Annotated in this window: 11 protein-coding genes and 1 pseudogene; 9 read left to right on the top strand and 3 right to left on the bottom strand. The window is 30.7% G+C overall.

All coding sequences use genetic code 11. From position 1 onward, the window contains the following. Nucleotides 1-22: 22 nt before the first annotated feature. From gcvH to JJC05_RS06740, 9 genes are all read left to right on the top strand, one after another. Nucleotides 23-403: a glycine cleavage system protein GcvH gene (gene gcvH, locus JJC05_RS06775; RefSeq protein WP_088390494.1), complete on the top strand. Its 381-nt coding sequence runs from the start codon at nucleotides 23-25 to the stop codon at nucleotides 401-403. Beyond that, nucleotides 393-755 (top strand): VanZ family protein, encoded by a 363-nt coding sequence (locus tag JJC05_RS06770; protein ID WP_165764827.1) that lies wholly within the window; start codon nucleotides 393-395, stop codon nucleotides 753-755. Before gcvH ends, JJC05_RS06770 begins: the two co-directional genes overlap by 11 nt. Nucleotides 756-817: 62 nt before the next feature. Continuing rightward, nucleotides 818-1,561 carry a deoxyribose-phosphate aldolase gene (deoC, locus tag JJC05_RS06765; RefSeq protein ID WP_088390490.1) on the top strand — a complete coding sequence of 248 codons (744 nt, stop codon included), beginning with the start codon at nucleotides 818-820 and terminating at the stop codon, nucleotides 1,559-1,561. 12 nt (nucleotides 1,562-1,573) lie between these two features. Further along, nucleotides 1,574-2,626, top strand: a complete 1,053-nt coding sequence (locus JJC05_RS18075) for a hypothetical protein (RefSeq protein WP_309597438.1) — start codon at nucleotides 1,574-1,576, stop codon at nucleotides 2,624-2,626. A 50-nt stretch (nucleotides 2,627-2,676) separates the two neighbouring features. After that, nucleotides 2,677-3,402, top strand: a complete 726-nt coding sequence (locus tag JJC05_RS18070; protein WP_309597437.1) for a hypothetical protein — start codon at nucleotides 2,677-2,679, stop codon at nucleotides 3,400-3,402. A 766-nt stretch (nucleotides 3,403-4,168) separates the two neighbouring features. Continuing rightward, nucleotides 4,169-4,552, top strand: coding sequence for an IS110 family transposase (locus JJC05_RS06755; protein WP_235877351.1), 384 nt, complete (start codon nucleotides 4,169-4,171; stop codon nucleotides 4,550-4,552). 59 nt (nucleotides 4,553-4,611) lie between these two features. Next, on the top strand, nucleotides 4,612-4,965 hold the full coding sequence (locus JJC05_RS06750) for a hypothetical protein (protein WP_235878161.1): 354 nt from the start codon (nucleotides 4,612-4,614) through the stop codon (nucleotides 4,963-4,965). Continuing rightward, on the top strand, nucleotides 4,946-5,338 hold the full coding sequence (locus tag JJC05_RS06745; RefSeq protein ID WP_235878159.1) for a transposase: 393 nt from the start codon (nucleotides 4,946-4,948) through the stop codon (nucleotides 5,336-5,338). Before JJC05_RS06750 ends, JJC05_RS06745 begins: the two co-directional genes overlap by 20 nt. 17 nt (nucleotides 5,339-5,355) lie before the next feature. Continuing rightward, nucleotides 5,356-5,493: a hypothetical protein gene (locus JJC05_RS06740; RefSeq protein ID WP_235877300.1), complete on the top strand. Its 138-nt coding sequence runs from the start codon at nucleotides 5,356-5,358 to the stop codon at nucleotides 5,491-5,493. Between the two features lie 338 nt (nucleotides 5,494-5,831). Here JJC05_RS06740 and tsaB read toward each other — a convergent pair whose 3' ends face one another. The 3 genes and pseudogenes from tsaB to JJC05_RS06725 form a co-directional block, all read right to left on the bottom strand. Then, complete coding sequence (gene tsaB / locus JJC05_RS06735; RefSeq protein WP_105195171.1) at nucleotides 5,832-6,494, bottom strand: tRNA (adenosine(37)-N6)-threonylcarbamoyltransferase complex dimerization subunit type 1 TsaB; 663 nt, start codon at nucleotides 6,492-6,494, stop codon at nucleotides 5,832-5,834. Nucleotides 6,495-6,611: 117 nt separating this feature from the next. Further along, nucleotides 6,612-7,922 (bottom strand): annotated as a pseudogene (locus JJC05_RS06730) (efflux RND transporter periplasmic adaptor subunit). Between the two features lie 90 nt (nucleotides 7,923-8,012). Continuing rightward, the gene (locus JJC05_RS06725) at nucleotides 8,013-9,440 is read right to left on the bottom strand and encodes a TolC family protein (RefSeq protein WP_105195169.1); all 1,428 of its coding nucleotides are present in this window, start codon (nucleotides 9,438-9,440) and stop codon (nucleotides 8,013-8,015) included. Nucleotides 9,441-9,471 lie beyond the last annotated feature (31 nt).

Genomic DNA, 9,471 nt, shown 5'->3' with positions numbered 1-9,471 from the left:
GTATCATAAATAATAAAAAACAATGAACATACCAACTAATTTAAAGTACACTAAAGATCACGAATGGGTGAGTATTGAAGGTGATATTGCTACAGTAGGAATCACAGATTTTGCTCAAAAAGAGCTAGGTGATATTGTATACGTAGAGGTTGATACTTTAGACCAAACACTTGCTAAAGATGAAGTTTTTGGAACAGTAGAAGCCGTAAAAACAGTTTCAGATTTATTTTTACCATTATCAGGAGAAATTATGGAGTTTAATGAAGAATTAGAGTCGAATCCTGAATTAGTAAATTCAGATCCTTATGGTGCTGCTTGGATGATTAAAGTAAAAATTTCAGAAATTGCTGAGATAGAAGGATTGTTGTCAAGTGAAGATTATAAAGATCTTATTGGAGCCTAAAAAAACAACTATTTGGTTGGCTTTGTGTTGGACTTGTTTAATCCTTTTTTTAAGTTTTAAAGCACCAGCACTAAATCCTAAATATACTTTTCCAAATGAAGACAAAGTAGTACATTTTACATTCTACTTTGTCTTTGTTTTTTTATGGGCTAGATACCTATTAAAAAATAGAGGTTTAAATCTAAAAAAAATGATGATTTTAATATTGATTGCTATACTAATTAGCGTCTTAATTGAAATAGGACAAGAGTTTTTAACAACAAATCGTTCCGCTGAAATTGAAGACATTATAGCAAATAGTTTAGGTGCTACAAGTTCCGCTGTTTTCTTCTATCGTTTTTTTAAGAAATAAAATGATTAAAAGCAGTTTGTGCTTGATCAAGATTTTTTATTTTTATCAAAAAATAAATAAATATGGATGTTAGAGAATATTTAGATTCTACTTACTTAAAAAAGGCAGAACAAGCAGGACTTACTTATGAAGACAATACAGATAAAGTTATACAAACTATAAAAGAAGCTATAAATGATCGCTTTAAATTAGTGATGATTCGTCCAGAGTATGTAAGTACAGCCAGAAAAATAATTGATGAACAAAATTCAGAAGTACTCATCGGTACAGTTATTGATTTTCCTTTTGGAGCCGCTTCAGTACATTCAAAAATAGAAGAAGCTAAAGAAGCAATTCGTGACGGAGTAGATGAATTAGATTACGTTGTAAACTATGAAGCTTTCAAAAAAGGAGAAACAGAACTTATAAAAGAAGAAATCACTTTGTGTACCCAATTAGGCCTTTCCAATAATAAAGCAGTCAAATTTATTATTGAAGTAGCCGCTTTAACAGATGAAAATATTATTCAAATTTCTAGTTTAATTCGTAATACTATCGTCGAAAAATTTGATGAATCAGACTTTCATAGAGTTTTTGTAAAGTCCTCTACCGGTTTTTATCCCACAACTGATGGAAAACCCAATGGAGCAACAGTTCATACAATCAAACTAATGTTAGAAAATTCCTCTCCACTTCCTGTAAAAGCAGCTGGAGGAGTTAGAAATATAGATGAAGCAAAAGAAATGATTGAATTAGGAGTAAAAAGAATAGGAACCTCTTCCGCTAAAGCTATAGTTGAAGGATTATCTACTACAGGTACTTATTAATCAAATTTATAGATGAGAATTTTATTAACTCTTTTGTTTATAATGAATTCATGTTTAGCTCAAGAAACAAAGCATGAAATCTTTCCCGTTTTTCCTCAATGTGTTCAGAAATCAGAATCAGAACTAGAAAAATGTTTTCATTTTCAATTAGAAGATTTTGTATATAAAAATTTTAAAATGCCTTCAGAATTAACAACAGATAATTATTCAGGAAAAATAATTACACTGTTTGAAGTAGATACCGAAGGACATTTTAAAATAATTTATGTTGATGCTTTGTATCCTGAACTAATTGCAGAAACCAAAAGAGTTTTTAATTCTTTGCCTATTATAGTTCCTGCCACTTATAATGGTATACCAACCTATTCTAAGTTTACATTTACAATGGTTTACCCTTTTTTAAAAGGAAAATCATTAGAGAAAAAGAAAGAAAAAGATATTGTAGAAAACTTTCAGGAAAATCCAACAGAATTACAAAATATAGAAGCAGAATATAAAAAATTCAATAATCCACAGTTTAAAAGCAATTTAAATATTCCGTTTTCACATAGTTATTATGCTAATTTTGATGGTTATATGAATCAAATAGGAAGTAATAGCCATACAGCATCAAAACCCTTGACATATAAAGAAGTAGCACGCTATTATGATTTCGATAAAACCAATCAAAAACTCTTAATAGATAAAAAAAATTGGTGGGGTCGCAAACTTTTTAATGAAAATCTAGTAGCCATTCAAGGTAAAGATTATTGGTTTACCATGAATCCTATTTGGGATTTACGTTTAGGTAAAACATCACCAGAAAAAGCAGGATATACTTATAATAATACACGAGCTATACAATTACAAGGCGGACTAGGAGAAAATTTAAGCTTTACTTCCTCTATTTTTGAAAGCCAAGGCTTTTTTGCTGATTATTATAATCGTTTAGCTATTTCTCAAAAACCATCAGGAGGTAATCCCGCAATAATTCGGGAACAGGAATTGCTAAGGATTTTAGAGGAAATCAATTTGATTTTCCATCTGCTGAGGCAATTATTTCCTATTCATCTTCCGATCATCTAAATATTCAATTAGGATATAGCCGTAATTTTATAGGAGATGGTTATCGCTCTTTGTTAGAAGGAGATGCAGCAAGTCCCTATCCATTTGTAAAAATCAATACAAGTTTTTGGAAAATTAAATATACCAATACTTATATGTGGTTAAAAGATGTGCGTCCAGAAGTAACAACAGAAAAAACTTATGCAACTAAATATATGGCCAATCATTATTTGAGTTGGAACGCATCGAAACGTTTAAATCTCGGTTTTTTTGAATCTGTTGTCTGGTCTAATACAAATAATAGAGGATTTGATTTAAACTTTGTAAATCCAATTATATTTTATCGTTCTGTAGAATTTACTTCTTCCTCTAAAAGCGGTAATGCAGCCATAGGTTTGACAGCTAAATATAAATGGACCAGTCGTTTTAATACCTATGGACAACTATTTATTGATGAATTTGCTGTGGGAGATGTTTTTAGAGGAGAAAATAGTTGGCGAAATAAGATGGCTTATCAGTTAGGAGCAAAATATTATAATGCTTTTGGTTTGAAAAATTTATATTTACAAACAGAAATAAATATTGTTCGACCTTATGTATATTCACATAGTGAAGTAATTACCAATTATGGTCATAATAATCAAAATATGGGACATAATTGGGGATCAAATATAAATGAAATTGTAGCAATTGCTCGTTACACAAGAGGACGATTGTTTTCCGAAGCCAAATTTAATTTTGGTTTACGAGGTTTCGATTATGATACCGTAACAGATAAAAAAAAATTATGGTTCTAATATATACAAAGATTATGATTTAGATCGTTCCGCTGATAAAGGAGTTGTTGTCGGACAAGGAAATAAAACTAAAATAATAATTGCAGACCTAAATGTTGGATATTTATTAAATCCAAGTACTAATCTAAAACTGTTTGCTAATTTTATATATCGCTCATTTAAACCAACAGTAAACACCTCTCAAGTTTTTAGTGAAAACACGACTTGGTTTTCTTTAGGTTTGCGTTCCGACGTATTCAATTGGTATTTTGATTACTAAAACATTCCTAAAATTACAATCATTTTTTATATTAGAAAATAATTGTAATAACTCTATTTGAAGTAAATTTTATATAAAAATATTTGCGTTCTCTTTTTGAATTCAAAGATTAATTGCTTAGTCAATTTTCTTTTTTTACCCAGATTCCGCATTAGACTTCATGTACGAGATGAAAGATAAAAAAGGAACAAAAAATTCTTGTAGATAGGAAGCAAAAGCGTAATCCAGTCGTAGTTTGTCACTTCGACTCAAGGGAGAAATTATATTATTTAACCCAGATTTCAAGAAAGTATTGTTCTTTGACAAATGAGAGCTAACTTGTACTTGCGAGCGAAGCCTATGTATAAAATGGTGAATTTATCCCCTCCCAGATTTTGGCTGAAATGTAAAAAGGCTTCCATTTGGAAGCCCTTTGAGACAATCAATGATGAAACACCATGTTATCTCGTATAGAATAATTTAAGCAAAGATATTACATTTCCTCGCATTTTAATAAAAAGATATTTTATGAAAAGTTTCGAAAAAATGCAAATTGTAAATCCCAATGCTGCAGGAATTGATGTTGGGTCACGTTCTCATTTTGTAGCCATAGGACAGGATGAAAATCAAATTAGAGAATTTAATGTTTATCAATCAGGATTATGCGCTTTGGTAGCTTATCTTCAAGAGAACAAGATTCGTAGTGTTGCTTTGGAGTCCACAGGGAGTTATTGGCAATCTTTGTTTATGATCTTGCAGGGAAATGGTTTTGAAGTTCTTTTGGTTCAAGGGACTCAAACAAAAAACCTCAAAGCAAAGACAGATGTGAAAGATGCACAATGGATACAGAAACTTCATTCTTTAGGGCTATTACGAGGTTCTTTTTGCCCTCTGAAAGCACTTTGCAGATAAGAACACTTCATAGACATCGTTCTAGTTTGATTGAACAAAGTTCAGGCTTTGTAAACAAAATGCAAAAAGCATTACGTTTAATGAACTTCAGACTCGACGTTGTGATAAGTGACATCACAGGAGTTTCTGGAATAAGAGTAATTGAGATGATACTATCAGGTGAAACTTCAGGTGAAAAATTAGCTGAATATTGCGACAAACGAGTTAAAAAAAGCAAAGAAGAAATAGCCGACGCTTTACAAGGTAAAATAAACAATGAATACCTACATGAGCTTTCCGATTGTTATGATATTTACAGACTTATTCAAGATAAAATAAAAAACACCGATACTCGTATTGATCAAGTGCTGAAAAAATCAAACCAGAGAAATTGTTTTATCAGAAGATATCGAATTGGTAAAGAAACAGAATAAAGGGAAAAACCAACCCAAATTTGATGTACAGAAATATAGTTTAAAACTTTTTGGAGTAGATCTCTTTGCTATAGAATCAGTTTGCTCAGGAACCGTTACTAGTTTTTTAGCCGAAATAGGCACCGATATATATAAATTCAAGACCTCCAAGCAATTTGTGAATTGGCTCAGGTTAGCTCCAAATAATAAAATTAGTGGAGGTAAGGTTTTGAGTAGCAGAACTCCAAAAGGGAAAAATAAATTTGCATTGACATTAAGAAATGCGGCAAATACAATTGAAAGAAAAAAAGAAGGTTACCTCGTTATGTTCTTTAAAAGGATTTCTTTTAAAAAGGAAGAGGTGCTGCAATTACAGCAACAGCAAGAAAAATAGCAGTTATAATTTGGAATATGATAGTCAAAAAACAACATTATATACCAATAAATACAGACCAATATATTCAAGAAATGAAGAATAAAAAAACGATACAAATTAAAAAAATGATTAAAAAATACGGAATCGAAACTACTTCTTTATCAATTCCTTAAATTAAGTTAGATAGAATTACGCATTAGACCCGAGCGTAGCGAATAGACGAAGTAAATCTATTCCACTTTATTTTTCTTCAAATTCAAGCACGTACTCAAATTTTAATCATCAAAATAGTTCACTATTTCTTCTTCTAAAATTTTCCGTGAGCACTTGAATTTATTGAAAATTTTTGTTTCACAACGAAGTCTAATGCGGAATCTGTGTTTAAAATCACCTTCATTAAAGCATAAAAAAAATGGATCTTTGCTTTTCTCAATTTGATCTTTATTATTTTACTTTAATAAGAAATGCAAATCCTTTTTAGACTGTTCTTTTTGTAATGTACGTTCTATTCTTATTTTGTATTTAGCATGAATTCCTTTAGATAAAAAGGCTCAAAATAGGCTACATCTACAAAATCTTGGTTCAAAAATTTTTGATAAGCTATTCCTACCATTTCTTTTGAAGATGGAAAAATAGCTTGCTCATGATAAATAAATTGTGCTGTATTAAGGACTTCCTTACATTTAAAAGCACCGTCTCCCAATAGATGTATTTTTTCTTGAAACACAGAAAAGACATTGGAATCAATAATTTGCGATTCCACTTTTCGTTGCAACTCATACTGATTAGAAAAAACGGCTGTATAACACTCCATACGTCTAGCATCTATCATAGGAATAATCATTCCTTCTGACACCTTTATTTGTCTTGCTAAAGTTTCCAAAGTATCTACTGCTATTAGCGGAATATTTAAAGCATAACACAAACCTTTAGCTGCGGAAACGCCTATTCTAAGACCTGTATAAGAACCGGGACCTTGACTAACAGCTATTGCTACCAAATCATTTATTTTTATTTGAGCTTTATCCAAAACCTCTTCTATAAATACATGTAACTTTTCGGCATGGGTATATCCTGATTCTGCAATTTCACGAACTGCAAGCAATTCTCCTTCTTTAGCTAAGGATACAGAACAATTACGAGTAGCGGTTTCTAAGTGTAAAATATAAGTCATAGGTAATTATATAGGATACAAAAGTACAACAATCATAAAAAAACAGGACTGATTCATCTAAAAAAATGGCTCAATCCTGTCAAACAGCAAACAATCTTTATAATATTTTATTTTTTATCAATTATTATTATCTTTTTTATTTTCAGTTATTTTTTTCACATGATCGCTTTGGGTTTAATTCTTTTGTAACGGTAGTATAGGGACCTGTTACAATCGTTTCCCCTTTTTTAATCCAGAAAGCACTTCTATATAATTATCATCTTGAATTCCTGTCTTTATAACTTTTAAATATACTTTATCTCCTCTTTTAACAAATACACATTCATGGCGTTTTTCTTCTTTAGCAGGTTTTTCTTCTTTTGCTTCAAAATCATCTTCTTCATTTTCTAGATATGACTTTCTTAAAGATGTTGTATCTGTTCGCATCACTACAGCACTTATAGGAACTGCTACAACTTTTTCTTTTCGAGTTGTAATGATATCAACTGTAGCGGTCATACCCGGACGAAAAGGAGCATAATTATTTGTTTTTCCTATCATTAATTCAGCATACGACTCTTTTAGTATTCTAACTTTTACTTTAAAATTAGTTACTTGATCTGCTGAAGTAGTTGAATTAGCGGAATTAGAAATACTTGTTACGATTCCTCTAAATATTTTTTTAAGGTAAGCATCAACTTGAACATTGGCTTCATCTCCTATTTCAATTTTTACGATATCATTTTCATTAACATCTACTTCCACTTCCATATTATCAAGATTGGCCACACGCATTAACTCAGTTCCTGTCATTTGTTGTGTTCCTAATACACGCTCTCCAAGCTCAACTCCTAGTTTAGAAACAGTACCAGACATAGGGGCATAAATAGTAGATTTACGTAAACTTTCTCGTGATTCATTAACGGTTGCTGTAGCACTTTCTACATTAAAAGAAGCTGCTTGCCTAGCTGCTTTTGCTCCTTCAAAAACAGCCAAAGACTTATCCCACTCTGCACCTGAAATAATTCCTTTTTCATATAACTTTTTGTTTCGTTCATAACTTGCTTTTGCTTCTTTATATTGTGCTTCTATTTGTGACAAATTAGCTTTAGTATTAGAAAGTCCTGCCTGTGTCCTATTTACCCCTTGTAAATATAATTGCGGATTAATTTTAGCCAGTAAATCACCTTTTTGAACCATTTGTCCTTCTTTAACAGGTAATGCTATTATTTCACCTGAAATTTCAGAGGAAATTTTAACTTCTGTTTCGGGCTGAATTTTACCTGTAGCGGACACCATTTCTACAATGGTTCGTTGTTTAACTTCTTGCCATTCTACTTCAACAACAGTAGTATTATTACCTAATACCCCTTTTTTTTTCAAACCTATTAATACTATTATTACAATTACAATCCCACTAACAAGTATATATTTAGTTTTTGTTTTCATTTGGTTTACCGTTTTGTATAAGAGAAAGAAATCTTTTTATAAATCTATCAAATCTTTTCATTTTATTTATTCCCATTCGCGTCTTAGATTTTAAAAAATGGGAATTCCGAAATAAAATTCTAAAATTTTGGTTCTAAAAATATAATCATATTTGGTTCGCAATAATTCTGATTGCGCATTAATTAACTGTGTTTGTGATTGATTGTAATCAAAAACATTCATTAAACCTACTTCATAACGTTCTTTTGCATAATCAACAGTTTTTTGTCTTGCTTCTAAAACTACTAGGGCTGCTTCATAAGCTTTCTGTGCTCCTCTAGTATCTGTATAAGCTGTATAAACGGTGCGCTCAAGATCTAACATTTGTTGTTCTAAAGCTAATTTAGATTTTTGAAAAACGATTTTAGAACGATTTATATTATTTTTTACAGCAAAACCATTAAAAATCGGAATACTCAATTGCAATCCAAAACTATGGCCTTTATTGTCATTTATTTGTTCAAGAAATGGATTGGCTTGACCTAATACGGGTACTGTATTAACAGTAGAAACCAAGTCACCTGTTGATTCTACAAAACCTATTTTTTTGGTTGGATTCTGCGAATCTATTCCAAATCCTTTAATTGTTTTAGCGTATGATACACGAGTATTTAAATTATAAAAACCCTGTAAACTTGGTTGATAAGCTCCTTTTGCTATATCAATATCTTTTTGTGCAATTTCTAAATTGGTTTGTGCCAATTTTAGTCCTACTCGGGTTTGCTTGGCTTTATTAAAAATAACATTAGGTGTTTCTGCTAAAACCGCACTTAATTTAGCTTCAACTTCTTCATCTGCAATATCAAAGACATCATACTCTTTGATTTGTAACAACTGTGCTAAACTTAATTTAGAAATGAGCAAAGCATTTTCTGCATTAACTAATCTTTGATTATGAGTTGCAATTGTAGCATTTACATCCAACAGATCTCCTTTGGGAACAACCCCTGCATTCACTAATTCTGTTGTTCTCTTTTTTTGTTCTGTATTGAGTATTAATTGTTCTCTTTGTACTTTTAAGCTTTCTTTATTAAATAAAATTTGTAAATAGGCATTAATTATATTTAAAGAAATATCTTCTTTTATTTTTGTTAATTGATATTCTGATGCTATTTTTGACAGATTTGATTTTCGTAGTTGATTTTGATTTTGTAATCCTCTATAAATATCTATCCCCATAGTTACCCCAGCTGAAGTAAATTGTGTCGTTTGATTTTCTAATATACCTGTAGTTATATTCTGATTCAAACCTATATTCCAAGAATGAGATAAATTCCCATTTATAGAGGGTAAAAATCTCGCAAATGCTATTTTTTTATTTACTGCTGCAATATCCGTATCTAAGGAAGATTGTTGTATAGCTATGTTATTTACCAATGCGTGGCTAACACATTCTTTTAAACTCCATTTGCGTTCTTGTCCTTTAACACTAAACCCTATGAATATTAAGAAGATAAGTATATTAGGTGTTTTTTTCATTATTTCAGTCTCTTCAAATCTTTACATACAA

This window comes from Flavobacterium davisii, assembly GCF_019565505.1.
GTDB lineage: Bacteria > Bacteroidota > Bacteroidia > Flavobacteriales > Flavobacteriaceae > Flavobacterium > Flavobacterium davisii.
This window is presented reverse-complemented; position numbering and strand designations above follow the sequence as displayed.